The sequence below is a fragment of the Pantoea pleuroti genome (assembly GCF_014156615.1).
GTDB classification, from domain to species: domain Bacteria; phylum Pseudomonadota; class Gammaproteobacteria; order Enterobacterales; family Enterobacteriaceae; genus Pantoea; species Pantoea agglomerans.
This window is the reverse complement of the sequence record NZ_SBFD01000003.1, coordinates 58,609-83,749: the sequence shown is the minus strand read 5'-3', so window position 1 is coordinate 83,749 and position 25,141 is coordinate 58,609. Positions and strand designations below refer to the sequence as shown.

At 59.8% G+C, this 25,141-nt stretch carries 19 protein-coding genes; all 19 read left to right on the top strand.

The window, feature by feature from the left end; genetic code table 11:
- Positions 1–275: 275 nt before the first annotated feature.
- The 19 genes from cbl (at position 276) to EPG66_RS08080 (ending at position 25,137) form a co-directional block, all read left to right on the top strand.
- Entirely contained in the window at positions 276–1,235 is a 960-nt protein-coding gene (gene cbl / locus EPG66_RS08170; protein ID WP_039389569.1) for an HTH-type transcriptional regulator Cbl, read from the top strand.
- Positions 1,236–1,395: 160 nt separating this feature from the next.
- Positions 1,396–2,853, top strand: coding sequence for an NAD-dependent succinate-semialdehyde dehydrogenase (locus tag EPG66_RS08165; protein WP_182686476.1), 1,458 nt, complete (start codon positions 1,396–1,398; stop codon positions 2,851–2,853).
- Positions 2,854–3,299: 446 nt separating this feature from the next.
- Positions 3,300–4,769 (top strand): aldehyde dehydrogenase family protein, encoded by a 1,470-nt coding sequence (locus EPG66_RS08160; RefSeq protein WP_031591249.1) that lies wholly within the window; start codon positions 3,300–3,302, stop codon positions 4,767–4,769.
- A 28-nt stretch (positions 4,770–4,797) separates the two neighbouring features.
- Positions 4,798–5,466 (top strand): haloacid dehalogenase type II, encoded by a 669-nt coding sequence (locus tag EPG66_RS08155; RefSeq protein ID WP_031591248.1) that lies wholly within the window; start codon positions 4,798–4,800, stop codon positions 5,464–5,466.
- A gap of 10 nt (positions 5,467–5,476) precedes the next feature.
- Positions 5,477–6,754, top strand: a complete 1,278-nt coding sequence (locus EPG66_RS08150) for an NAD(P)/FAD-dependent oxidoreductase (RefSeq protein ID WP_134160721.1) — start codon at positions 5,477–5,479, stop codon at positions 6,752–6,754.
- 82 nt (positions 6,755–6,836) lie between these two features.
- Positions 6,837–8,444, top strand: coding sequence for an ABC transporter substrate-binding protein (locus EPG66_RS08145; RefSeq protein WP_182686474.1), 1,608 nt, complete (start codon positions 6,837–6,839; stop codon positions 8,442–8,444).
- 27 nt (positions 8,445–8,471) lie between these two features.
- Positions 8,472–9,428, top strand: coding sequence for an ABC transporter permease (locus EPG66_RS08140; RefSeq protein ID WP_010247875.1), 957 nt, complete (start codon positions 8,472–8,474; stop codon positions 9,426–9,428).
- A complete protein-coding gene (locus tag EPG66_RS08135; protein ID WP_031591097.1) occupies positions 9,425–10,276 on the top strand; it encodes an ABC transporter permease in 852 nt (283 codons plus the stop codon). Before EPG66_RS08140 ends, EPG66_RS08135 begins: the two co-directional genes overlap by 4 nt.
- Positions 10,273–11,937, top strand: coding sequence for an ABC transporter ATP-binding protein (locus EPG66_RS08130; protein ID WP_182686472.1), 1,665 nt, complete (start codon positions 10,273–10,275; stop codon positions 11,935–11,937). Before EPG66_RS08135 ends, EPG66_RS08130 begins: the two co-directional genes overlap by 4 nt.
- 134 nt (positions 11,938–12,071) lie before the next feature.
- Positions 12,072–13,403 (top strand): NAD(P)/FAD-dependent oxidoreductase, encoded by a 1,332-nt coding sequence (locus EPG66_RS08125; RefSeq protein WP_010247869.1) that lies wholly within the window; start codon positions 12,072–12,074, stop codon positions 13,401–13,403.
- A gap of 11 nt (positions 13,404–13,414) precedes the next feature.
- Positions 13,415–14,257, top strand: coding sequence for a GNAT family N-acetyltransferase (locus EPG66_RS08120; protein ID WP_182686470.1), 843 nt, complete (start codon positions 13,415–13,417; stop codon positions 14,255–14,257).
- Complete coding sequence (locus EPG66_RS08115) at positions 14,257–15,183, top strand: 2-hydroxyacid dehydrogenase (RefSeq protein WP_182686468.1); 927 nt, start codon at positions 14,257–14,259, stop codon at positions 15,181–15,183. The genes EPG66_RS08120 and EPG66_RS08115 overlap by 1 nt, the downstream gene beginning before the upstream one ends.
- A 1-nt stretch (position 15,184) precedes the next feature.
- On the top strand, positions 15,185–16,318 hold the full coding sequence (locus tag EPG66_RS08110; protein WP_182686466.1) for a M20 aminoacylase family protein: 1,134 nt from the start codon (positions 15,185–15,187) through the stop codon (positions 16,316–16,318).
- 113 nt (positions 16,319–16,431) lie between these two features.
- On the top strand, positions 16,432–17,748 hold the full coding sequence (gene gabT / locus EPG66_RS08105; RefSeq protein ID WP_010670905.1) for a 4-aminobutyrate--2-oxoglutarate transaminase: 1,317 nt from the start codon (positions 16,432–16,434) through the stop codon (positions 17,746–17,748).
- A gap of 290 nt (positions 17,749–18,038) precedes the next feature.
- Positions 18,039–18,551, top strand: a complete 513-nt coding sequence (locus EPG66_RS08100; protein WP_010247853.1) for an Lrp/AsnC family transcriptional regulator — start codon at positions 18,039–18,041, stop codon at positions 18,549–18,551.
- 271 nt (positions 18,552–18,822) lie between these two features.
- Positions 18,823–19,269: a GNAT family N-acetyltransferase gene (locus tag EPG66_RS08095; RefSeq protein WP_010247848.1), complete on the top strand. Its 447-nt coding sequence runs from the start codon at positions 18,823–18,825 to the stop codon at positions 19,267–19,269.
- 18 nt (positions 19,270–19,287) lie between these two features.
- Complete coding sequence (locus EPG66_RS08090) at positions 19,288–21,333, top strand: hydantoinase/oxoprolinase family protein (protein ID WP_182686464.1); 2,046 nt, start codon at positions 19,288–19,290, stop codon at positions 21,331–21,333.
- Between the two features lies 1 nt (position 21,334).
- Positions 21,335–23,293, top strand: a complete 1,959-nt coding sequence (locus tag EPG66_RS08085) for a hydantoinase B/oxoprolinase family protein (protein ID WP_163657673.1) — start codon at positions 21,335–21,337, stop codon at positions 23,291–23,293.
- Positions 23,294–23,355: 62 nt separating this feature from the next.
- Entirely contained in the window at positions 23,356–25,137 is a 1,782-nt protein-coding gene (locus EPG66_RS08080; RefSeq protein ID WP_033767679.1) for a thiamine pyrophosphate-requiring protein, read from the top strand.
- The last annotated feature ends 4 nt before the right edge of the window (positions 25,138–25,141 follow it).

Below are 25,141 nucleotides of genomic sequence, written 5' to 3'. Positions count from 1 at the left end.
GCAGGCCGGAGCCCGGGGTCAAGGGGGCGCGGCGACTGGCGCCCCCTTGTCGGTCGCCTGCAGCGGCGAATCTGAAACTGCCCGACTAATCAGGCGAACGAAACCTTCTCATAGCCCGTTCGCGCAGCGAACAAAACCTCCTTAGCGCCAGCCCGCCCCCTAAAACCCACCCCGTTATTCCCTAAAGTCATAAATCTGAATTTTTTAGTATTTCCGGTTATCAATAATAGTTCTTACCATCAGATAATCAGATTATGTAAAGGGAGGTAAATACCGTGAATTTCCAGCAGCTTAAAATCATCCGCGAGGCGGCCCGCTGTGAGTTTAACTTAACGGAAGTCGCTAATACGCTATTTACGTCCCAGTCGGGAGTAAGTCGGCACATCCGTGACCTGGAAGATGAACTCGGGGTTGAGATCTTTATCCGTCGCGGCAAGCGCCTGCTGGGGATGACCGAGCCGGGCAAAGCGCTGCTGACCATCGCTGAGCGTATCCTGGATGAAGCGGGCAAAGTGCGACGTCTGGCCGATGTCTTTACCAATGAAACCAGCGGCATCCTGACCATAGCCACTACCCATACTCAGGCGCGCTACAGCCTGCCGAAAGTCATCAAAGCGTTTCGTCAGCTCTATCCTAACGTCCGGCTTGAACTTAATCAGGGGTCGCCGCAGGAAATTGTCACCATGCTGCTGGCGGGTGAGGCGGACATTGGCATCGCCAGTGAATTACTGGTCAACAACAGCAGCCTGGCAGCGTTCCCCTGGTTCAGCTGGCATCACGCCTTACTGGTGCCGAAAGGGCATGAACTGGTGCAGAATCAGCCGGTTTCACTGAGCACGCTCAGCCGCTATCCATTGATCACCTACCGGCAGGGTATCACCGGACGTTCGCGGGTTGACCGTGCATTCCAGACGGCCGGTTTAAAACCAGATATCGTGCTCAGTGCTCAGGACTCCGATGTGGTGAAAACCTACGTCAAACTCGGTTTAGGCGTGGGGATACTGGCCGATCAGGCGTGTGAAACTGAAGAGAGTGAAGAGCTGGTGCGCCTCGATGCCACGCATCTGTTCGATGCCAGCACCGTATGGCTCGGCCTCAAGCGCGGCCAGCTGCAACGCAACTACGTCTGGCAGTTCCTGGAACTTTGCAACGCCAACCTGTCGCTGGAAGAGATCAAGCGTCAGGCGCTCTCTTACAGCAATGACGACGAACCGGTTATCGACTACCAGATTTAAGTACACGGCGCATCCACCCGGATGCGCGCCTGTTTACGCACGGCATAAAATTTCAAATCACCGCGAAAATTTCTCTCATCGACCTTTCTCACCCCGCACAACAACATCCTGCGCTGACCCGGCACGATAAAGTGGAATCAGCTGACCACAAGGGGATGATATGTCGCGACTACAACTTAACGATAGCGATCTGCTGCGCCAGCAGGCGCTGTTTAATGGACGCTGGCAGGATGCGCATCAGGGCGCCACGCTGCCGGTTACCGATCCCGCCACGGGCGAAACCCTGGCGACCATTCCGGCACTGGGTCGGGCAGAAACCGGGCAGGCGATAGCTTATGCGGAAACGGTGCGCATCAGCTGGGGCAAAACCACCAATGCCAGCCGCGCCGCGCTGCTGGAAAAGTGGCATCAACTGATTATTGAACACGCAGACGACCTGGCGATTATCATGACCGCCGAGCAGGGCAAACCGCTGGCGGAAGCCAGAGGCGAAGTACTCTATGGAGCCAGCTTTGTGAAATGGTTCGCGGAAGAGGCACGCCGCATCTATGGCGACACCATTCCCGCGCCCAGCGAGGACCGGCGCATCCTGGTGCTGAAACAGCCGGTTGGCGTTGCCGCCGCAATCACGCCGTGGAACTTCCCGATTGCGATGATCACCCGCAAGGTGGCGCCCGCTCTGGCCGCCGGATGCCCGATTATTGTTAAACCTTCTGAGTTGACGCCGCTGTCGGCGCTGGCACTGGCGGTGCTGGCAGAGCGCGCCGGCTTCCCTGCCGGCGTGTTGCAGGTGCTGACCGGCCTGCCCACGGAGATTGGCGCGGCGCTGACCGAAAGCCGCACGGTACGTAAAATCTCCTTTACCGGTTCAACCCGCATCGGACAGTTGCTGATGCAACAGAGCGCCGACAGCATCAAGCGCCTGAGTCTGGAGCTGGGTGGCAACGCGCCGCTGATCGTGTTTGATGATGCGGATATTGAGATTGCCGTCGCGGGGGTCATGCTCAGCAAGTTCCGCAACGCCGGGCAGACCTGCGTCTGCGCTAACCGCATCCTGGTGCAGCGAAGTATCTATCCGCGTTTCACCGCCCGGTTGCTGGAGGCGGTCGCCACCCTGAAAGTGGGGGATGGTTTTGCGCCCGACAGCACTATTGGCCCTTTGATCAACAGCCGCGCGGTGGAGAAAGTGAACGGTCATATCGATGATGCGCTCAGTCAGGGTGCAACGCTGCTGACCGGCGGCATCAGCCAGGGCAACGGCACTTTTGTGCAGCCGACGGTGCTCGGTGAGGTCACCGCCGCCATGCGCATCGCCCATGAAGAGACGTTTGGTCCGGTCGCGCCGCTGTTTATCTTTGATGATGAAGAGGAGGCGATCGCGATGGCGAATGACACGCCTTACGGCCTGGGTGCCTATTTCTTTACCGAGAACATCCGGCGCGCATGGCGGGTAGCGGAGGCACTGGAGTTTGGCATGGTCGGCTTTAACACCGGCGCCATTTCCCTGGAGGTCGCGCCGTTTGGCGGCGTGAAACTCTCCGGTATTGGCCGGGAAGGATCCCGCTACGGAATTGATGAATATCTGGAACAAAAAACATTTCACATTGGCAGTCTGTAACTAAAAATTGAAAAAAGGCCAGCCGGGTAATCCGGCTGGCCTTTTTTTTGCCTGAGGCTCAATAAAAACTTACCGGCGTCAAATAATTGTTCTGAAAAATTAAAAAATTTATCAGGGATGTGAAGCGGGTCGTTAAATCGGCGGGTCATGCGTACCGGAATGAGCAGCCTTATCAGCAATATCCGCTTTGGTGCAATTTCCGTGCAGGTTGCACCAGCAGGGCGCATAAATTTTGTGAAGTAAATCATCTGTTTAATTGTTCGGCAATTCCGCAAAAAATCCCCCGGCAATACGGCAGAAAATTTTTTTGCGCTGTTTTAAACGCATTTTTATTTTTTGCCCGGCTGGCATACTTTCTGCATTAGCTTATTAACAGCGCAGAAACCGGCAGTTTTAAATGCTAATAAACCAGCAACTGATGGGTGTAACAAATAAGGAATTCTTCCATGTTAAGTTTCGACCCGGAAAAAGTTTCTCTTCCAGCTGGCCATTATATTGGCGGCCAGCACTGCCAGAGCCAGGGCGCATCCTTTGAGGTTAAGCGTCCCTCGGATGGCAGGGTCTATGCCACGCTGCAGGACGCCACGCCGCAGGATGTCGATCGTGCCGTGACCGTGGCGCATCAGGCGCTGAAAAGCAGCGGCTGGTCCGGTTGTCCGCCGCGCGAACGCGGACGGGTACTGCGCCGCTGGGCCGATCTGATTGAGCAGGACGCGCTGCTGGCACAGCTGGAAGCGCTGGGCTCGACCCGGCCGATCAATGACGTGGTGTTGCACGAAATTCCTTTTACCGCCGAAGCGATTCGCTTCTATGCCGAATGCGCTGATAAATACAGCGGGGATCTCTTTCCTACCCGCGACAGCAGCCTCGGTATGCTGATTGCCGAACCTTATGGCGTTATCGCCGCGATTACCCCGTGGAATTTCCCATTGTCGATGGCGTCGTGGAAATGCGGACCGGCGCTGGCGGCGGGTAATGCGGTGGTGCTTAAACCCTCTGAACTGACCCCGTTTTCAACCGTGCGCATGGCCGAACTGGCCATTCAGGCAGGCTTACCGGCCGGCGTGCTGAACATTGTCCAGGGCAGTGGCGCGGTGACCGGCAGCGCGCTGGTAAAACATCCGCTGGTGCGCAAAGTCTCATTTACCGGCTCGACGCTGACTGGTCAACGCATCATGAGCGATGCCGCCCAGCACGGCATGAAACCGGTTACGCTGGAACTGGGCGGCAAAAGTCCGCAACTGGTGTTTGATGACGCGGGTGACCTTGAGGTGCTGGCCCAGCGTATTCTGCGCGGCTTCACCGCCAACGGCGGTCAGGCCTGCGTGGCGGGCACCCGTCTTATTGTGCAGCGCAACATTGCCGATCCGCTGGTTGAGCGGCTGGCTCAACTCTGCCGGGAGGTTAAACCGGGCGTCACCTGGCAGGAGGACAGCCGCTACGCGCCGCTGATCGACGAACGACAGGGCAACAAAGTCTGCTCGGTTATTGAAGCGGCAAAAGCGCAGGGCGCAGAAGTGCTGGTGGGCGGTGAGCGTTTTGCCGACACCGACGACGGCTGGTTCTGGCAGCCCACGCTGCTGAGTCACGTGGCGCAGGATAACCCGGCGGTCCAGCAGGAGATTTTTGGTCCGGTGCTGACGGTGCAGACGTTTGATGATGAAGAGCAGGGACTGGCGATGGCCGCCCATGACACCTATGGCCTCTGCGCCGGTGTTCACACCCTGAGTCTGCCGCGCGCGCTGAGGGCAATGCGCGCCATTGACGCGGGCACCGTCTGGATCAACCGCTATGGCCGCTCCGGCGACTTCATCATTCCGACCGGCGGCTTTCTTGGCTCCGGCATTGGTAAAGATTTAGGCCGCCAGGCGTTTCAGGCCTGCCAGCGCCAGAAGAGTGTACTCATCGATTTCTAAGCGCAACTGACAATGACGAGGGTGTTACATGGCACTGTTTAAACCGAAATTCATCACGTTTGACTGTTACGGCACGCTGATTCGCTTCGATATGGCGGGTGCCGCGCAGCGCTGTTTCAGCGACCGCGTCGACCCTGACGCAATGCTCGCCTTTACCACCGACTTTTCCAGCTACCGGCTGGATGAGGTGCTCGGCGCGTGGAAACCCTATTACGACGTGGTGAGTAATGCCCTGCAGCGCACCTGCAAAAAGTGGGGCGTCCGCTGGGACAAAGCCGACAGCGACTTTATCTACACCGACTGCGCCAGCTGGGGTCCGCATCCCGACGTGCCCGCCGGGCTGGCAAAGGTTGCTAAGGAGTTTCCGCTGGTGCTGCTGACCAACTCGATGAAAGACCTGATCCCGCATCACGAACCGCGTCTGGGCGCACCAATCTATATGGCTATCACGGCAGAAGAGACGGGAGCCTACAAACCACAGATGAAGGGCTTCGAGTACATGCTGGATAAGCTCGGCTGCGGCCCTGAGGAGATCCTGCACGTCTCCTCCAGCTTCCGCTATGACCTGATGACTGCCCACGATCTCGGCATCAAAAACAAAGTCTGGGTTAATCGCGGTCATGAACCGGCGAATCCGTACTACCAGTACACCGAAATCAACGATATTGGCGGCCTGCCTGGCGTCGTCGGACTCTGAGGAACACCCCATGAAACTGGAATCGTTCTGGCAGGCTACCGCTCCGGCCTTTACCGGTGCCGCACGCGAACCGCTGCCCGCACAGGCGGACGTGGTGGTGATTGGCGGTGGCTTCACCGGCATCTCAGCGGCCCTGAACCTGGCGCGCAGCGGCATCAGCGTGGTGCTGCTGGAGAGTGGCGATGTGATGAGCCAGGCCTCGGCGCGCAACGGCGGCCACTGCAACACCGGTGTGGCGCAGAACTTCGCCTCGCTGGTGGCGAGCCAGGGTCTGGAGCAGGCCAGCCGCTTCTACCGGGCATTTGATGAGGCGGTGAGCTATGTCCAGCAACTGATCCAGGATGAAGCGATCGACTGCGATTTCCGGCTGTGCGGCAAACTTAAGCTCGCCAGCAAAGCGTCGCATGTGGCCGGGCTGCAGGAAGCGTATGAACTGATGCGCCGCACCGTTGACCCGGAAATTGAACTGCTCGACAAAACGGCGGTACGCAACGAGATCGCCAGCGATGACTTCCACGGCGGCCTTCTGCAGAAACGGGGCGGTCAGATGCACATGGGCAAGTTCGGCGTCGGGCTGGCTGAGGCCGCCGCCCGCAGCGGCGCGAAGATTTTCCCGCACCACGCCGTGACGAAGTTAGAACGCCTGAAGGGTTATCAGCATCGGGTAGAGACCGCGCAGGGCACTATTCTGGCGGACAAAGTGCTGATGGCGACCGGCTGCTCCAACGTCGGCCCTTTTCCCTGGTTTCAGCGCCGCATTGTGCCGGTCGGCAGCTTTATCGTGGTGACTGAGGCGCTCGACCCGGCGCTGCTGCGCCAGGTGCTGCCAAACGATCGCACCTATGTCACCTCACTGAATATCGGCAACTACTTCCGTACCACGGCCGATCGCCGTTTGGTGTTTGGCGGGCGGGCGCGGTTTGCCGTCAGCAACCCGACGTCGGATTCGCGTAGCGGCGAAATCCTGCGCAGGGCAATGACGCAGATGCTGCCACAGCTTGGCCAGTCGCAGGTGGATTACTGCTGGGGCGGTATGGTCGACATGACCGCCGATCGTCTGCCGCACGCGGGGGAACAGGATGGCCTCTTCTATTCGCTGGGCTACAGCGGTCACGGCACCCAGATGTCGGTGTGGATGGGACGCGTCATGGCCAGTCTGCTGGCTGAAAAGCGCACTGAAAATCCCTGGCAGCGCGATACATGGCCTGCGCTGCCCGGTTATCACGGCAAGCCATGGTTTTTACCGCTCGCAGGACTCTACTACAAAGCAAAGGATCGCCTTTCATAACGTCCCGTCGGGTGCTGACCGCCAGGTTATCAGCACCGCCAGAACATGATCCCCGGTTCGCCTGACTATTGAGGGTACAGAGATGAGTAAATTTGATAATAACGACGCTGATGCGGTAAATCCGGCACTGACGCGCATGATCACCGAAGGCTCACTTTCACGCCGCAGCCTGATGAAAATGCTCTCAGCCGGTGCGGTGATGAGCAGCGGCCTGATCACTTTTTCAGGGGCGGCACTGGCGGATGACAAGCCGGTCAGGGGCGGTAAACTGCGGGCGGCGATGTCGAATGCCTCGGCCACCGATACACTTGATCCGGCCAAAAGTAACAACAGTGCGGATTACACCCGCCAGTTTATGTTCTACAGCGGCCTGACCGAGCTGGATAAAAACCTGATGGCGCAACCGGCGCTGGCTGAATCGCTGGAATCCAGCGACGGCATTACCTGGCATATCAAACTGCGTAAGGGGGTCACTTTCCATGATGGCAAACCGCTGACTGCCAAAGATGTCATCTACTCACTCAGCCGTCACAAAGATCCGGCCATCGCCTCTATCGCCTTTAAGCTCGCCGATCAGTTCAAAACCTTCAGCGCGGTCAATGATAACGAGGTGCAGCTGGAGCTGAGCAGCGCTAACTTCGACGTCCCTTATATGCTGGCGACACCGCCGTTTCTGATCGTGCCGGACGGCACCAAAGATTTCAGCAAAGGCATCGGCACCGGTCCGTTTATCTGCAAAGCCTTTATGCCGGGTGTGCGCACCATCGGCACCAAAAATCCCAACTACTACAAGCCTGGTCTGCCGCATCTGGATGAGGTAGAGCTGATTGGCGTCACCGACGGCGCAGCGCGCGTTAATGCCCTGATGTCGGGCGATCTGCAGATGGTCTCCACGCTGACCGCTGCGGACTGCAAGCGCATCAAAGCCAGCAGCGAATTTGGCGTGCTTGAGAGTAAATCGGGCATGTACACCAACCTGATTATCCGCACCGATGTGAAGCCGGGTAACAACGAAGATTTCGTGCTGGCGATGAAATATCTGCAGCCACGTGAAATGCTGGTGAAAACGGTGCTGCAGGGTTACGGCGACGTCAGTAATGACACCCCGGTGCCGCCGTGGCATCCGCTCTATAACGCCGATCTCAAACCGCGTGCGCTGGACATTGAAAAAGCGAAGTTCCACATCAAAAAAGCTGGCATGGCCGGCTCCACGGTGGAGATTATCACCACGCCGAATATCGAAGGGGCAAATGAAGGCGGTCAGATGATTCAGCAGATGGCGCGCGGGGCAGGGCTGAACATCAAAGTGCGACGTGTGCCGTATGACGGTTACTGGTCTTCGCACTGGATGAAAGATCCGGTGGGATATGGCTCGATAAACCCGCGTCCGACGCTCGACATGCTCTTCTCACAGTTTTATCTCTCTACCGCACCGAATAACGAATCGGGCTGGAAAAACCCTCAGTTTGATCAGCTGGTGGTCGCGGCACGCGGTGAGCGCGATCAGGCGAAACGCAAGCAGATGTATGGTGACATGCAGAAGTTGATTTATGACCACTGCGGCACCCTTATCCCGACCTTTATCAGCTCCACAGATGGCTACAACAAAAAGGTCAAAGGGGTGGAGGCCTGGCCGTCAGGCATGATGATGGGCTATCGCTTCCATGAGTTTGCGTGGCTGAGTGCCTGATACGTTATTTGAGGAAGGAGTGCGCCGATGAACCGATACATGCTGTTCCTGATTGCCCGGCGAATTGGCGCCGGCATCCTGACTTTGCTTATCGTCTCGGCGGTGGTGTTTTTCATCACCAGCCTGCTGCCGGGCGACGCAGCGCAGATGATCCTCGGCCAGAACGCCACGCCGGAAACGGTTGCGGCGTTACGGCAGCAGCTGGGTCTCGATCAGCCTTTGCTGATGCGCTACTTCCACTGGCTGACAGGCATGGTGCAGGGCGACTTTGGCACCTCGTTTGCCAGCCATTTGCCGGTCTCGCAGCTGGTGGCGCAGCGCATTCCCGCCACCTTTGAACTGGCGGGTATCACCACGCTGATCTGCGTGCCGCTGGCGCTGATTATCGGCATTATTGCGGCGATGAATCGCGGTTCACGGCTCGATCGGGCGCTGGTCATCGGCACCATGGCGACAGTTGCCGTGCCGGAGTTTCTGGTGGCGACGGTGGCGGTGCTGATTTTTGCCGTCAAGCTGCACTGGGTGTCAGCGATGTCGTTCGGCAGCCCGGATAGCGACCTGCTGAGTTACCTCAAAGCCTACGCGCTGCCGGTGCTGACCCTCTGCTGCGTGCTGGTGGCGCAGATGGCGCGTATGACGCGGGCAGCCATTATCAACCAGCTCGACAGCCCTTATCTGGAGATGGCGCTGCTGAAAGGGGTTTCACCGCTGAGAGCGGTACTGCGTCACGCACTGCCTAACGCGGTCGGCCCCATCGCCAATGCCATTTCACTCAGCCTCTCCTATCTGTTTGGCGGGGTGATCATCATCGAAACTATCTTCAGCTATCCCGGTCTGGCCAGCCAGCTGGTGGATGCGGTCAGTAACCGCGACCTGCCGGTGGTGCAGCTCTGCGTGATGCTGTTCGCCGCCTGCTATCTGGTCCTGCTGCTGGCGGCAGACATTCTGACTATCGCCTTTAACCCGAAATGGAGAAGCGCATGAATATTCTCTCGTTGCCCTGGCGTTTCTTACAGTCGCTCTCCTGGTCGGGACGGCTGGGTCTGATAATGTCGCTGTTCTGGCTGCTGATGGCGGTATTCGGCACCCCGCTGGCCCCGCACAGCATTGATGACATCGGCGGCGGCCCGCTGATGGGCGGCCTGACGTCCGATAACCTGCTTGGCACCGACTACCTTGGGCGCGACATGCTGAGCCGGATTCTCTATGGCGCGAAGTTCTCTATCGGTCTGGCGCTGAGTGCGGCGCTGCTGGCCAGCCTGATCGGCACGCTGCTGGCGCTGCTGGCAGCGGTGGCGGGGCGCTGGCTGGAGGAGTTACTGGGCCGCGTCAACGACGCGCTGCTGGTACTGCCGGGTAAAGTGCTGTCCCTGATGATAGTCGCGGTATTTGGCTCCTCACTGCCAATGCTGATCCTCACGGCGGTCTTCACCTACTGGCCGGGCGCATTCCGTATCGCGTTTGCCATGGCCAGCTCGCTGCGCAGCATGGACTACGTCCGGGCGTCACGGCTGCGGGGCGAAAGCCGCTGGTATATCGCCATTCACGATATCCTGCCCAACATGGTGCACCCGATGCTGACTGACTTTGGTCTGCGCTTTGTCTACATCGTTCTGCTGCTGAGCGGCCTGAGCTTCCTCGGTCTGGGTGTTCAGCCGCCCTACGCCGACTGGGGCACGCTGGTGCGTGAAAATATGCAGGGGCTGTTTGACGGCTCGCCTGCGGTGCTGATGCCCGCGCTGGCGATTGCCAGCCTGACAATTGGCGCCAACCTGTTTATTGACAGCCTGCAGGCGATGCGTCCGATGACGCTGGCGAAGGAGGGAGCATGAACGTGACACCACATACCGCCATGCCGGTGATTTCGGTGGATAAACTGCGCGTCACTGCGCAGACCGATCGCGGCGAAGAGATCGACCTGGTTTCCGATATTCACTTTACCGTGCAGAAGGGCGAGGTGCTGGCGCTGATTGGCGAATCCGGCTCAGGTAAAACCACTATCGCGATGGCGCTGATGGGTTACGCCCGCAGCGGCTGCCGCATCGCCGACGGCAACATTCACGTTGCCGGCACCGACGTTAACAGCCTGACGCCGGGGCAGCTGCGCGCCTTTCGCGGCAACAAAGTCGCTTATATCGCCCAGAGCGCGGCAGCGTCGTTTAATCCGGGCATGAAGATCCTCGACCAGGTGATTGAGCCGGTGGTTATCCACGGCACCCTGACCCGCAAAGCGGCAAAAGCCAAAGCGATTGAGCTGTTCCGCGAACTGGCGCTGCCCAACCCCGAGACTATTGGCGACCGCTTCCCGCACCAGGTGTCGGGCGGTCAGTTACAGCGTCTGATGACGGCGATGGCGCTGATTGGCGATCCTGACGTGGTCATCCTTGATGAACCTACTACCGCGCTGGATGTGACCACGCAGGTGGAAGTGCTGAAGGCGTTTCGCCGCGTGGTGGTGCAGCGCGGCGTCACGGCGATTTACGTCAGTCACGATTTAGCCGTGGTGGCGCAGATGGCAGACCGGATACTGGTGCTGCTGCGCGGCAAAATGGCGGAGTATGGCAGCACCGCGCATCTGATCGGCGCACCGCAGGCGGAGTACACCCGCTTACTGATGGAGGCGGCGCGGCAGAAAGAGCGGCCCAGCAACTGGTGCCCGGTTGCCGCCGATATTCAGCCGCTGCTAGAGGTGCGCGACCTCAGCGCAGGTTATGGTCCGCGCGGCAGCGATGGCTACCCGAAAGTACGCATTCTGGAGGATATCAATCTCAGGCTGTGGAAAGGGCAGGCGATTGGCATTATCGGTGAGTCAGGATCAGGTAAAACCACTCTGGCGCACGCCATTGCCGGACTCAACGCTCCCAGCCACGGCCATATTCTGTTCAACGGCCACTACATCTCAGGCGATATGCAAAAACGGCCTGACAACGAGCTGCGCCGCATTCAGTATGTATTCCAGATGGCAGACACCGCGCTGAACCCGGCTCACAGCGTTGAACGCATCCTGTCGCGTCCGCTAACGCTGTTTCACGGTCTGAACGGTGCGCCCCGACAGCAGCGGCTTTATCAGCTGCTGGATCTGGTGCAGCTTCCGCGCAGCGTGCTGTGGCGCCGTCCCTGGGCGCTCTCCGGCGGGCAGAAGCAGCGCGTCAATCTGGCGCGCGCGCTGGCGGCTGAGCCGGATCTGATTCTGTGTGATGAAGTGACCTCGGCGCTGGATACGGTGGTTGCCGCCGCCGTCCTCGACTTAATCAGCGAACTGCGCCGCGAACTGGGACTCTCGGTGATCTTCATCAGCCACGACATGCATGCGGTACGCGCGGTGTGTGATGAAATCGTGGTGATGAAGAGCGGTCGTATCGTCACCCAGCTGGCGCGCAGCGACTACGACAAGCCGACCAGCGAGTTGTATTTCGAGCGGCTGAAACGCGCGGTGCCGGAGCTGCGTCAGGGCTGGCTGGATGAGCATGAAGAGATTTTAAAAGCAGAGTGAGTTGCCTGAAGCAACTGGCACCCTGATTAATCCGCCGGCACAGCACTAATGTAATGCGCGGGCGGCACGGGTCAGCACACAGCGGTGATATCGCTCTGCGCTGATCAGATACTGACAACAGAGGTAGTCTTGTTATGCCTGCACCGATTCGTTATGTACAGGACAGTGCGAATTTTCCCGATTCCGCCGATGTAGTGGTTATTGGCGCCGGTATCGCCGGAGCCGCCGCCACCTGGGAGCTGGCGAAGCAGGGACTGAAGGTCGTGCTAATCGAAAAAGGCCTGGTAGGAGCGGAGCAGTCGAGCCGTAACTGGGGCTGGTGTCGCCAGCAGAACCGCGATGAACGTGAATTGCCGCTGATTATTTATGCGCTGCAACGCTGGGGTGAGCTTAACGATGAAACCGGCGAAGAGCTGGGTTTCCGCCGCAGCGGCCTGGTTTACGCCACGCAGGAAGAGTCGGACATCGCGGCCTGGGATAAGTGGATCCAGATGGCAAAAGGCTATGGCGTGCGCAGTTCGATTCTCACAGCGGAGCAGGCCAAAGCGATGACGCCCGGCAGCACCACAAGCTGGCGGGGCGGTCTCTCAGCACCTACCGACGGTCACGCCGAACCTCGTCTGGCTGCGCCCGGGCTGGTGGCGGGCGCGCTGAAAAAAGGGGCGCTGCTGTTTCAGCAGTGCGCGGTGCGCGGGCTGGATATCGCCGCCGGACGGGTCAGCGGCGTCTGGACCGAGCGTGGCCTGATCAAAACCAGCCGGGTAATCTGTGCCGCCGGGGCCTGGACCTCCATGTTCTGCCGTCGTCACGGTATTGATCTGCCGCTGGGCAACGTGATTGGCACCGCCTTCCGCACGCAGCCCATTGAGCAGGCGATTGCGATGCCGCTTTACACGCCAGGCTTTGCCTGTCGGCCACAGATGGACGGCAGCTACACCGTATCCGTCTCGGGTCGCGGTCGGCTGGAGCCGGGGGCGCAGGGGCTGCGCTATGCCCGCCAGTTCTATCCGACGTTTAAAAGTCGCCGCAAGAATCTCACCCTGAATCTTGGCCTTTCGCCGTTCTTCAATGGCCCGGAAGCGATGGGTGGCTGGGCATTTGACCGCGAGTCGCCGTTTGAGCGCATGCGCATTCTCGATCCGGCAGCCGATGCAACGATCGTAGAAGAGGGACTGGCGGCGATGCGGCGTGAATATCCGGCGCTGGCGAACCTGCGGCTGGCGCAGTCGTGGGGCGGCATGATTGACAGCACCCCGGACGCGATTCCGGTGATCTCCACCGTGGCGAAATTGCCGGGGCTGGTGCTCTCGGCGGGCTACAGCGCCCACGGCTTTGGTATCGGACCGGGTGCCGGACGACTGGCTGCCGATCTGGCGACCGAAGCCACGCCAGTTGTTGATCCCACCCCTTATCGCTACAGCCGTCTGGTTGACGGCAGCGGACTTGAAACGCCAGGCATGATGTAAGGAGACCTGCAATGAGCCCGAAAATACGCGCAATGACGCCGGACGATCTCGACCACTGTTTCACCTTAACTCAGGCACTGAAATGGCCCCACCGACGCGAAGACTGGGCGCTGGCGCTGCAGCTGGGCGAGGGCACAGTGATTGAAGAGCAGGGCAAGCTGATTGGCAGCGCCGTGCTCTGGCGCTGGGGCGACAGTGCCGCCACGCTGGGACTGATCATTGTCGATAACCAGCAGCAGGGGCGCGGCCTGGGCAAACAGCTGATGCTGGCGCAACTGGAAAAATTGCCTGATTGTAACGTGCGTCTGCACGCCACCGAAATGGGCAAAGGTTTGTATGAGAAGCTCGGGTTTGTCAGTTGCGGTGAGATTCGCCAGCACCAGACCCGCGCCGTGACCACGCTGCCAGAACCCGTGATCCCGGCTGGGCTGCTGCTGCGTCCGGCAACACTGGCCGACCACGCCACCCTGGTGACGCTGGATCAGCAGGCGCACGGTATGCATCGTCCGGCACTGTTCGACCACCTGCTGCGCGACTGCCAGACGGTGCTGTTGCAGGATGACCAACAGCAAATTCAGGGCTTCGCCAGCCTGCGCCGCTTTGGTCACGGCTGGGCGATTGGCCCGATCATCGCGGGAGACTTCGCGGTAGCGAAGGCGCTGGTCGCCTCGCTGATGCAGTCGCTGCAGGGGGAATTTCTGCGCATCGACACCGATGCCGCGCTGCCGATGGCCGCCTGGCTACAGAGCCTCGGCATCCCTCAGGTCGATGCGCCTGCGACTATGGTGCGCGGTACGCCCTGGACGCCGCAGGGTATGCAGGCGTTTGGACTGATGACGCAGGCGATGGCCTGATGCATATCGTCTATAAATCGGAGCCGGAACGTGGCCGCATCTGGCAGCGCTGGCTGGCAGCGCAAGCGCCTGACATTCAGCTGCATATCTGGCCTGAGACCGGCGATCCAGAGCAGGCTGAGGCGCTGGTTGCCTGGCAGCCACCGGCTGACATCACTGCGCTTTTCCCCCGGCTGAAACTGCTGTTCTCCGTGGGTGCCGGGGCCGATCAGTTTGACCTTGGCGCGCTACCAACCGAGCTGCCGGTGATAAGAATGATCGAACCAGGCCTGACCCAGGGCATGGTGGAGTATGTCACCTTCGCGGTGCTCGGCCTGCATCGCGACATGCCGCGCTATTTTCATCAGCAACGCCAGCAGCAGTGGCTGGCACACGCGGCATTACCTGCCGCGCAGCGTCGGGTGGGCGTCATGGGACTGGGCGAACTGGGCCAGGCCGCACTGCAACAGCTGGTGGAGCTGGGCTTTGACTGCGCCGGCTGGAGCCGCACACCGCGCCAGATTCCCGGCGTCCGCTGCTGGCACGGTGACGATCAGCTCGGGGCGTTTCTGGCGCACAGCGAGATTCTGGTCTGCCTGCTGCCATTGACTGACACCACACAGGGTCTGCTTAACCGCACCCTGTTTAATCAATTACCACAGGGCGCGGCGCTGGTGCAGGCCGGGCGCGGCCCCCAGCTGAATCAGGACGATCTGCTGCAGGCGCTGGAGAGCGGACAGCTCCGTGCCGCCGTGATCGATGTGACCGACCCGGAGCCGTTACCGTCGGGCCATCCCTTCTGGCACCATCCCGCCATCTGGCTCACACCCCACGTTGCCAGTCAGACGCAGAATGAGAGCGCCATTGCGGCACTGCTGGAAAACCTGCGGCGCTATCAGCGTGGCGAGCCGCTGCGCGGTGAGATTGACCGTTCACGAGGATATTAAGATGGAACATCTGGTGGCACTCCGCCGCGACCTGCATGCGCATCCGGAACTGGGCTTTCAGGAGCAGCGCACCAGCGACATCGTGGCGAACTTTCTGCAACAGCTGGGCATAGAGGTGCATCGCGGCATCGGTAAAACCGGCGTGGTCGGGATACTGAAAAAGGGCAGCAGTGAACGCATGATCGGCCTGCGGGCTGATATGGATGCGCTGCCGATGCAGGATCAGAGCGGCACCGACTGGCATAGCCGCGTGGAGCAGGTGAGCCACGCCTGCGGCCACGACGGTCACACCGTGATGCTGCTGGGAGCCGCAGAAAAACTGGCGCGCGACGTCAGCTTTGATGGCAGCGTCTGCTTTATCTTCCAGCCCGCCGAAGAGGGGCTGGCGGGTGCAAAGGCGATGATTAACGATGGCCTGTTCAGCCGGTTTCCCTGCGAGGCGGTCTACGCCATTCACAACTGGCCGGAACTGCCGCTCGGCCAGGTACAGACCCGTCCTGGCGCGATCATGGCGGCGGCTGACCGCTTTGATATCCGGGTACTGGGCGGAGGTGGTCATGCCGCACAGCCACATCTGACGCGCGATACTCTGCTGGCGACCAGCGAACTGGTGGTGCAGCTGAATACCCTGGTGTCACGCGCGCTGGAACCGTGCGAAACGGCGCTGCTCACCGTCACCCGGATGCAGGGCGGCTTTTCGCACAACATGATCCCGGCGGAGGCGAACATCACCGGCACGGTGCGCACTTTCAGCCCGGCAGCGCAGGCGACGATTGAAGCGCGGCTGCGTCAGATGGCGGAGCACATCACCGCCGCTCACGGCCTGCACGCAGAGGTCAGCTATCTGCGCTACTACCCGGCGACCCTGAATAGCACTGCTGAAGCGCAGTTTTGCCTGCAGGCGCTGACGCAGGCGGGCATCACGGCTGAGGCCGCGCCCCAGCCCGCACTTACCTCAGAAGATTTCGCTTTTATGCTGCAGGCGCGGCCCGGTGCCTATCTGTGGCTGGGATCGGCACCCTGCAAGCCGCTGCATCATGCCGCTTACGACTTCAACGATGCGCTGATCCCGCATGGCGTTAACGTTTTTGTCACGCTGATTCGTCAGGCGCTGGCAGAGAAATTTCCCTGCTGAATGCCGCAGGATTTTGACAGGAAATGCCGCTGTCTGAGGAATTACGGCAGCGTGACAAACCAGCGGGTTGCGATACTTGAGCCAACCGAACGTTACGTGGATGAGGGTTTAAAATGCAGAATGTCATGGCAGAGCAGCAAGCATACTCCGATAACAGCCTGTTACTGGATGCACGCGAGCAGAATGTGCCGCGCGGCGTAGTTACCGCCCATCCGCTGGTGATCGAACGCGCCAGAGGCAGTGAAGTGTGGGACGTGGAGGGCAATCGCTATCTCGACTTTGTCGGCGGCATCGGGGTGCTGAATGTCGGCCACAATCACCCGGCAGTGGTCAATGCGGTGACCCGCCAGCTCGGTCTGGTGTCTCACGCCTGTTTTCAGGTGGTGGCCTATCCGGGCTACATCGAGCTGGCGCAGCGGCTGAACAAACTGGTGGGCGGCGATGAGGCGTACAAAAGCGTCTTCTTTACCAGCGGCGCCGAAGCGGTGGAAAATGCGGTGAAGATTGCCCGCTCACACACCCAGCGCTCTGGCATCATCGCTTTTGATGGTGCGTTTCATGGCCGCACCCTGCTGGGTATCACCCTGACCGGCATGTCCGCGCCTTACAAACAGAATTTTGGCCCGTTCCCCGGCGATATTTACCGTCTTCCCTTCCCGAATCCGCTGCACGGCATTACTGAAGCGGACTGTCTGAAAGCGCTGGATCAGCTGTTTGCGGTGCAGATCCTGCCAGAGCGGGTCGCGGCAATTATCATTGAGCCGGTTCAGGGCGACGGCGGCTTCCTGCCCGCTGGCCCGGCATTTATGCAGGCGCTGCGTCGTATCACCAGCCAGCACGGTATTCTGCTGATTTGCGATGAAATCCAGTCCGGCTTCGGGCGTACCGGCACGATGTTCGCCTTCCAGCAACTGGGTATTAAACCCGATTTAGTCACGCTGGCGAAAAGCCTTGGCGGCGGTTTGCCGATTTCCGGCGTGGTGGGGCGTGCAGAGATCATGGATGCACCCACACCCGGCGGCTTAGGCGGTACTTATGGCGGCAATGCACTGGCCTGTGCGGCGGCGCTGGCGGTACTGGATCTGTTTGAGCAGGAAAACCTGTTGCAGCGCTCCTGCCAGCTTGGTGAGCAACTCAATGCACGACTGCGGCAGCTGGCGGATAAATATGCCTGCATCGGTGACGTTCGCGGCGTGGGTTTTATGCAGGCGGTGGAGATCCTCGATTTCGAAACCGGTCGCCCGGATGCGGCCTTAACCCAGAAGATCCTCGACAGCGCCTGCCAGGAAGGATTGCTGCTGATTAAATGCGGCCTGCATCGCAACACTATCCGTTTCCTGGCGCCGCTGGTCACTACCGACTCACAGCTGGAAGAGGCGCTGCATATCTTCGATATTGCGCTGGCCCGCGCCACAGGCCGGTTGGGATAAAGTGCGATTCCTCATTGATATTGTTAAAGTAATTTGAAAATCTCCCGCTGGTATAACCACTGCGAAGCGCTGGCGCGTTTACGGTAAAGCGTGATATACCTTCGGGAGGTTCTGCACATTTAATTAAGCGTCTATCCCATCAGGCTATTTCATTTGTCAGTCTGAACCTGGTCAGTGCTTACAATCCTCACGTACGTCATGTACGCGCCGGTTGTTGCGCGCTGTCCGTCTCCAGACTGCCTGCAACAATGACGCCTGGCGGGACAGGCTCTGACAATGAGGGGGGTGCTATGAACGGCTTAATGAAACTCGACCGCATCGACATCAACATCCTGGTGCAACTCCAGAAAGATGGCCGTATCAGCAACGTTAACCTCGCCGACGCCGTAGGTCTTTCGCCCAGTCCCTGTCTGCAACGGGTCAAACGTCTGGAACAGGCCGGTTTTATCACCGGTTATGAAGCGCACATTAATCTCACCCGCATTACCGATTCGGTGACCGTCTTTACCGAAGTCACCCTGTCAGGCCATCGCCGCGAAGACTTTATGAAATTTGAAAGTGCGATGCGCGACGTCGATGAGCTGATGGAGTGCCATCTGATTACCGGCGGCTATGACTATTTGCTGCGCTTTATTACCCGCAGCATTGAACATTACCAGGAAGTGATTGAGAAGATGCTCGACGCTCAGATCGGCATCGATAAGTACTTCAGCTATATCGTGATCAAATCCCCGATCATGAAAAGCAGCGTGCCGTTGCGATCGCTGATCGGCAAGCACAATTCGGTGGAGTTCGGCGTGTAGCGGGCGGTCAGGCGTCGCCCTCGCCATGTTTACCGGTGGAGAGAGGGCCGTCACCTGCCTTGTATCTGTCTGCTCTTTCGCGATTCACACCAGCCGCACTTATGTTCGCCCATCCGCTTCACTTCTCCCATTAATCTGCAAGATGCCCCCTCAGCATAAAATTTCTTCATGACGCAAAATTCAGTCGCAACAGCCGGTTCTGTAGCGCGCTACAGCCTCAACCGTTGGGCGAACCCTTTTACACTGTTTTCAACCGATACAAGGAGTTGTCATGGACTCATTACAGATTGCTGACCAGCAGTGGCAGCGCGAGGCGTTCACTGTCTCCACCAGCCGCCAGCAGCTCGACCTGGCGTGGATCCACATCCAGCTGGCGGAGAAGTCCTACTGGGCCAAAGGCCAGCCGCTGGCCAAAACCGTGCGGGCGATTGCCGGTTCGCTGCCGTTTGGCCTCTATCACCAGCAGAGACAGATTGGTTTTGCCCGCCTCATCACCGACTACACCCGGTTTGGCTGGCTGTGTGACGTAATGATTGATGAAAACTGGCGCGGTCACGGGCTGGGCAGCTGGCTGGCAACCTGCGTCCGTGAACACCCGGAGCTGCAAACGGTGCATCGCTGGATGCTCTCAACCCAGGATGCCCATCAGGTCTATCAGCGGCTCGGCTGGCGTGTGGTGCAGCATCCCGAGGCACTGATGGAATTTCCCCCTTCCTGACACTGGAGTTACCCCGATATGCGATACCGCGTTGGCGTGGATATTGGCGGATCCTTTACCGATTTCGCCGTGCTCGATCAGCAAACGAACCAGATTCACACCCTGAAAGTCCTGTCACGACCGGATCAGCCAGGCAGCGAAATCGTTACCGGGCTGGCGCAGTTTCAGCAGCATCAGGGTATTGACCCCGCTGAGATTGGCTACTTCACCCACGGCACCACGGTAGGTATTAACGCGGTGATCCAGCGACGCGGCGTGCGGCTGGCACTGTTCGCCACGGAGGGCTTCTGCGATGTTTTGGAGCTGGCCCGGCTTAAAATTCCGCATATCCACGATCTTTTCTCCCGGCGTCCTGCTCCGCTGATCACTCGCGATCGGGTGTTTGCCATCCGTGAACGCAGCGACGCGCACGGCAACGTGCTGCAACCGGTGGATCGCCAGAGCGTGCTCGACGCAATCGCTCAGGCACGCGCCGCAGGCTGTCAGGGCATTGTGGTGTCGCTGCTGCACAGCTATCGCAACCGGCACAATGAAGCGGCGGTGAAGGCGATTATCGACGAGGTGGCACCCGAGCTGCTGACCTCCTGTTCCGCTGACATCTGGCCGATCATCCGTGAATATGAACGCACCATTACCGCCACCATTAATGCCTACGTGCAGCCGATGGTGATCCACTACCTGGAATCCTTTGAGCAGGCGATGCACCGGCTGGGCGTCAAGCCGCCGCCGCGCATCACCAAATCCAACGGCGGGGTGATGGGCGTCGATCAGGCGAAACGCGAATGCGTGCAGATGGTGCTGTCCGGCACCGCATCCGGCGTGATTGGCGCCAGCTATCTCGCCAGCGCCTGCGGTTTTGACAAAATCCTCAGCCTGGATATCGGTGGCACCAGCGCCGACGTGGCGGTGATCATCGACGGCAAAGTGGCGCAGGGCAATGGTGAAATCATCGGGGATTTCCCGATCTTTATTCCTTCTGTCGCCGTCACCTCGGTGGGTCAGGGCGGCGGCTCGCTGGCGTGGATCGATGGTCAGGGCGTGCTGCAGATGGGCCCGGACAGTGCGGGATCGCTGCCTGGCCCGGTCTGCTTCCGGCGCGGCGGCACGCAGCCCACCGCCACCGATGCGTTTGCCGCCTGCGGCATGATGGGCCATGGCGCGCTGGGTTATAACGCCGTCACTGTGGATGTGGACGCCGCCTGTGCGGCCTGGCAGCCGCTGGCCGATGCGCTTGGCGTCACGGTGCAGGAAACGGCGGAGACCGCCATCCAGCTGGCGATCTCCAGCATGTACAGCGACACGAGCGGCCTGCTGTCGCGCTTTGGTCTCGATCCGCGAGAATTCTGGTTCCTGGCCTTTGGCGGTGCCGGGCCGATGATGGGCTGTTTTCTGGCCCGCGAACTGAATATGAAAGGGGTGATTGTGCCGCCGACGCCGGGCGTGCTGTCCGCGCTGGGCGGGCTGGTGGCGGACATTCGTAACGACTTTATCCGCACACTCTACGGCGATTTGACGCCCGCCCTGGCCGACACCCTGGCCAGTGAAGCCGAAGCATTACAGCAGCGCGCCTGTGGCTGGCTGGCACAGGAGCACGGCAGCGACATGCCTTACAGCCTGCAGTTCAGCGCGGATATGCGCTATCGCGGGCAGTCGTTTGAGATCGATGTGCCGCTGGAGGCGAACTGGCTGGCGCAGGCGGATTTCACTGCCCTGCATGACGCCTTTGATCGTCAGCACCAGCAGCTGTTTGGTCACTGTGACCCGCAGGCTCCGGTGCAGTTGATCAACCTGCGGCTGGTGATTGCCTCACCGACGCCGAAACCGGTAATTAACCCACTGGCTCCGGCCACGGAACCGGTGCCGGTACTGAAACAGACCAGGGCGTGGATCGACGGCGGCTGGCATCAGGTTGATTTAGTGCTGCGTTCGGCGCTGCGCGCCGGCCATCAGCTCAGTGGCCCGGTCATCATCGCCCAGGATGACTGCACCACCTGCGTGCCGCCCGGCATGGGTGTCACGGTCGATTCATTCGGTAATCTGCTGATCACGGCGAACGAGGCATAATATGGCGATTGATGGACGTAACTTACAGATCCTGGCGAACTACTGCGCCGCCGCTGCCGATGCGATGGCCTTTACCCTGATGCGCACGGCGCACTCCACCTTTGTGAAAGAGACGGAAGATTTCTCCTGTCAGATTGTCAGCCGCAGCGGCCTGGCGTTTGCCTCGCCGCGCAGCTTTGGCGCGCCCTGGTACAGCGGCATCGACTATGCGCCGGTGCTGGCACTGATTGAAGAGTACGCTGACGGCGACATCTGCATTACCAACGACGCTTACGCCGGGAACGTGGCGACCCACTCGCCCGATATCCACATCTGGAAACCGGTGTTCCACCAGGGTGAAATTGTCTGCTTCGTGGTGGGTCACATTCATAACACCGACGTCGGCGGCGCGGTGCCTGCCTCGCTGTCGCGCTCGCTGACCGATATCGTGCAGGAGGGGATTCGCATCCCGCCGCTGAAGATCATGCGGCAGGGTCAACTCAACGAAGAGGTCGCCAGCATCATGCGGCTCAATGTGCGGGTGCCGGATCAGAACTGGGGCGATTTCAAAGCCCAGCTGGCGTCGGTGAACGTCGGCGAGCGTAAAATCCACGACATTATTGCCCGCTTTGGCATCGCCGATTTTTTGCAGGGCATTGAGGGCATACTTGATTACGCCGAAGCGCAGGCGCGCAGCATTATCAAAACCATTCCCGACGGGGAATACTTCTATGCCGACTACGCCGATGAAGATGGCGAGGGCGGTTATCCCTGCCGGATCGCCATTACTCTGCGGGTGCAGGGCGATCAGCTGGAGCTGGACTACACCGGCAGCGACCCGCAGCTGGCCTCGTCACTGAATATGCCGACTGGCGGACGTGAGCGGCATCCGCTGGCGCTGGTGGGTGTTACCTATGTGCTCTCTACGCTGGACCGTTCACTGCTGCTTAACGCCGGTACGCTGCGACCCACCCGTGCAATCCTGCCGCCTGGCACGGTCATGAACTGTGAAGCACCCGCAGCGGTGGGGATGCGCTCCCTGACCTGTGCACTGTCGCAGATTGCCACTATCGGCGTCTTCTCGCTGGCGATGCCGGAGCGTTTGCCCGCGAATTCACCGGGCGGCAACTCAATCATGAACATCCGTACCCAGACGCAGAATCGCAGCGTGGTTGCCTCGCTGGGTCCGGTGGGCGGCGGCGCGGGTGGCACGCCGCGTCACGATGGGCCTGACGGCTCCGGCGGTCTTTCAGCCTTTCTGAAAAACACCCCGATTGAGATCAACGAAGCGGAAGTGCCAATCCGCTTTCATCGCTACGGACTGGCCCAGGACAGCGCCGGAGCCGGTCGCTATCGCGGCGGTTTAGCCACCGAAATGGCATTTGAGATTTTCTCGCCCAATACCACCATTACCGCGCGCAACCGTAACCGATCGGTGTTTGCCTCGGCGGGCGTCGTCGGCGGCCAGAGTGGGGCGCTCTCTTACTTCCGTACCCGGCGCGACGGTGAGGTCATCAATCACGGTAACACTGATGTGATCCACTGCCTGCCGGGTGACGTGGTCGAAGTGCGCGGACCCGGCGCGGGCGGTTATGGCCTGCCGACACAGCGCGATGCCGATGCGGTGATGCAGGATGTGCGCTGCGGTTATCTCAGCGTCGCGGCAGCCAGGACGCAGTATGGCGTGGTAGTGGTTGATCACCACGTGGATCGGGCAGCAACGGAGCACCTGCGCACCACGATGCCGCAGCAGGCTGCGCACCATTTTGAGCACGGCGAAGCACGGAGTCGCTTCGAAATGCTCTGGACGCCACAGCGTTATCAGTTACTTACCGCCTTCCTGGCAAGCGCGCCGGTGAGCTGGCGTCACTTCCTGAAAACCCAGGTATTCCGGGCGGTGGCAGAGATAGGCGAAACGGCGGATATGGCACAAATATTCAGTGATTTGCGTCAGCGATACCCGGCAATGGCGAACAATTAACGGCGATTGCGCATCGTCTACTACGCTTTAAGTCTGCATGGACTACAAGGGGAAACGCGACGATGAGCATGAAAACCAGTGATTTTTTTGTCCAGCGCCTGAAAGAGTGGGGCGTCACACGCATCTACGGCTATCCGGGAGATGGCATCAATGGGGTGCTGGGCGCCATTCAGCGTGCTAACGCCAAAGGCGACGGCATCGAATTTATTCAGGTACGCCACGAAGAGATGGCGGCTTTTATGGCGGCCGGACACGCCAAATTCACCGGTGAGCTGGGCGTCTGCCTCTCTACCGGCGGGCCGGGCGCGACCCATCTGCTGACCGGACTCTATGACGCCAAAATGGATCATGCCCCGGTGCTGGCGATTGCCGGACAGGCGGAAGCGACCGCGCGCGGCTCCAGTTATCAACAGGAGATGAACCTGGATCGCATCTTCTCAGACGTTGCCAACTTCGTTCAGGAAGCTTCGACTTCAACCCAGGTTCGCCATCTGCTCGACCGGGGCGTGCGCATCGCCAAAGCGCAAAACGGCGTGGCGGTGATCATCATCCCTAAAGATATTCAGGATGAAGAGTGGCAGCCGCCGCAGCATCTGCACGGTTTTACCCATTCCGGCAGCGGCTATCAGCGTCCTAAAGTGATCCCTTATGAAGCGGATCTGCAACGCGCCGCTGAGGTGCTTAACGCCGGTAAAAAAGTGGCGATTCTGATTGGCGCAGGCGCACGTAACGCCGCCGTCGAGGTGGTACAGGTCGCGAACGTGCTGGGTGCGGGCGTGGCAAAAGCGCTGCTGGGCAAAGATGTGCTGCCGGACGATGCACCCTTTGTGACCGGTTCGATTGGCCTGCTGGGCACGAAGCCCTCATCCGATTTAATGCAGAACTGCGACACCCTGTTGATGATCGGCAGCGGCTTCCCGTGGACGGAATTCCTGCCGGAAGAGGGCAAGGCGCGTGCGGTGCAGATCGACATCGATCCCGCCATGCTCGGCCTGCGCTATCCCAGCGAAGTGAACCTGCATGGCGATGCGGCTGAAACCCTGCGCGCCTTACTGCCGCTGCTGGAGCACAAAGAGGATCGCAGCTGGCAGGAAGATATTGCGCTTCAGGTGCGCGACTGGTGGACGCTGATGGAAGAGCGCGCCATGGCACCGGCTAATCCGGTCAACCCGCAGCGGGTGGTGTGGGAGATGTCGCCACAACTGCCGGATAACGCCATTGTCACCTCGGACTCCGGTTCCTGTGCTAACTGGTTCGCCCGCGACTATCGGGTAAAACAGGGTCAGCGCGCCTCGCTCTCCGGCGGTCTGGCCTGTATGGGCGCGGCGGTGCCTTATGCGATTGCCGCAAAATTTGCCCATCCCGACAAACCGGTGGTGGCGCTGGTGGGTGACGGTGCGATGCAGATGAACAATATGGCAGAGCTGATCACCATCCAGAAATACTGGCAGCAGTGGGCCGATCCACGCCTGATCGTCTGCGTGTTCAACAACCAGGATCTCAATCAGGTCACCTGGGAGCAGCGGGTCATGGAAGGGAATCCCCGCTTTGACGCCTCGCAGCAACTGCCGGATGTGAAGTATGCTGAGTTTGCGCAGTCGCTGGGGATGGTCGGTATTTTTGTCGATAATCCTGACGATCTGGCGGCGGCCTGGCAGCGTGCGCTCAGCGCCGATCGCCCGGTATTGCTGGAGGTGAAAACCGATCCGGAAGTTGCCCCGTTACCGCCTCACATCACCTTTAAACAGGCGAAAGCCTTTATGGCGTCGATGGTGAAAGGCGATCGCGGCGCGGCACAGATCATCAGCGACACCGCCAGCCAGCTGTTCAATAAAAAGCATTAAGGGC

Excerpts from the sequence above, each read along its gene's own strand:
- EPG66_RS08165 (WP_182686476.1), top strand. The coding sequence starts at position 1,396 with ATGTCGCGACTACAACTTAACGATAGCGATCTGCTGCGCCAGCAGGCG.
- EPG66_RS08160 (WP_031591249.1), top strand. The coding sequence starts at position 3,300 with ATGTTAAGTTTCGACCCGGAAAAAGTTTCTCTTCCAGCTGGCCATTAT.
- EPG66_RS08155 (WP_031591248.1), top strand. The coding sequence starts at position 4,798 with ATGGCACTGTTTAAACCGAAATTCATCACGTTTGACTGTTACGGCACG.
- EPG66_RS08150 (WP_134160721.1), top strand. The coding sequence starts at position 5,477 with ATGAAACTGGAATCGTTCTGGCAGGCTACCGCTCCGGCCTTTACCGGT.
- EPG66_RS08145 (WP_182686474.1), top strand. The coding sequence starts at position 6,837 with ATGAGTAAATTTGATAATAACGACGCTGATGCGGTAAATCCGGCACTG.
- EPG66_RS08140 (WP_010247875.1), top strand. The coding sequence starts at position 8,472 with ATGAACCGATACATGCTGTTCCTGATTGCCCGGCGAATTGGCGCCGGC.
- EPG66_RS08135 (WP_031591097.1), top strand. The coding sequence starts at position 9,425 with ATGAATATTCTCTCGTTGCCCTGGCGTTTCTTACAGTCGCTCTCCTGG.
- EPG66_RS08130 (WP_182686472.1), top strand. The coding sequence starts at position 10,273 with ATGAACGTGACACCACATACCGCCATGCCGGTGATTTCGGTGGATAAA.
- EPG66_RS08125 (WP_010247869.1), top strand. The coding sequence starts at position 12,072 with ATGCCTGCACCGATTCGTTATGTACAGGACAGTGCGAATTTTCCCGAT.
- EPG66_RS08120 (WP_182686470.1), top strand. The coding sequence starts at position 13,415 with ATGAGCCCGAAAATACGCGCAATGACGCCGGACGATCTCGACCACTGT.
- EPG66_RS08115 (WP_182686468.1), top strand. The coding sequence starts at position 14,257 with ATGCATATCGTCTATAAATCGGAGCCGGAACGTGGCCGCATCTGGCAG.
- EPG66_RS08110 (WP_182686466.1), top strand. The coding sequence starts at position 15,185 with ATGGAACATCTGGTGGCACTCCGCCGCGACCTGCATGCGCATCCGGAA.
- gabT (WP_010670905.1), top strand. The coding sequence starts at position 16,432 with ATGCAGAATGTCATGGCAGAGCAGCAAGCATACTCCGATAACAGCCTG.
- EPG66_RS08100 (WP_010247853.1), top strand. The coding sequence starts at position 18,039 with ATGAACGGCTTAATGAAACTCGACCGCATCGACATCAACATCCTGGTG.
- EPG66_RS08095 (WP_010247848.1), top strand. The coding sequence starts at position 18,823 with ATGGACTCATTACAGATTGCTGACCAGCAGTGGCAGCGCGAGGCGTTC.
- EPG66_RS08090 (WP_182686464.1), top strand. The coding sequence starts at position 19,288 with ATGCGATACCGCGTTGGCGTGGATATTGGCGGATCCTTTACCGATTTC.
- EPG66_RS08085 (WP_163657673.1), top strand. The coding sequence starts at position 21,335 with ATGGCGATTGATGGACGTAACTTACAGATCCTGGCGAACTACTGCGCC.
- EPG66_RS08080 (WP_033767679.1), top strand. The coding sequence starts at position 23,356 with ATGAGCATGAAAACCAGTGATTTTTTTGTCCAGCGCCTGAAAGAGTGG.